The sequence below is a fragment of the Mesorhizobium sp. M8A.F.Ca.ET.207.01.1.1 genome, assembly GCF_004794715.1.
In the GTDB taxonomy this organism is placed as follows: domain Bacteria; phylum Pseudomonadota; class Alphaproteobacteria; order Rhizobiales; family Rhizobiaceae; genus Mesorhizobium.
The window spans coordinates 1-382 of sequence record NZ_SRUS01000185.1 but is presented as its reverse complement, the minus strand read 5'-3'; the positions used below and the strand labels follow the sequence as shown (position 1 = coordinate 382).

Below are 382 nucleotides of genomic sequence, written 5' to 3'. Positions count from 1 at the left end.
ACAGGATTCTTGCCCGCGAGGACCTCGCCGCCCAAAACCATCTGACGGCGATCTCGACGATGAAGGCGGGCATCTTGCGGCGGCTGGCGCTCAGGTTTTCCTTCTACCTGATCTCGATTGCGGCGCAGAAAGTGTTCAAGCCGGGTTTTCTCGCCAACATCAACACCATTCATTTCGCCCGATGGGTACTTTTGCCCGGTACCGACAGGCTGGTGTTCTTCTCCAACTATGGCGGCAGCTGGGAAAGCTACCTGGAAGACTTCATCGCCAAGGCATCCGAAGGCCTGACCGGGGTTTGGAGCAATACAGTGGGTTATCCGCGCACGCGCTGGCTATTCCTCGACGGTGCGCGCGACGGTGACCGCTTCAAGCGCTGGGCGAG

1 pseudogene is annotated in these 382 nt (G+C 59.4%); it reads left to right on the top strand.

Annotated features, from left to right (window positions below):
• Positions 1–382: pseudogene (locus EN850_RS34095) on the top strand (hypothetical protein); the annotation flags it as partial.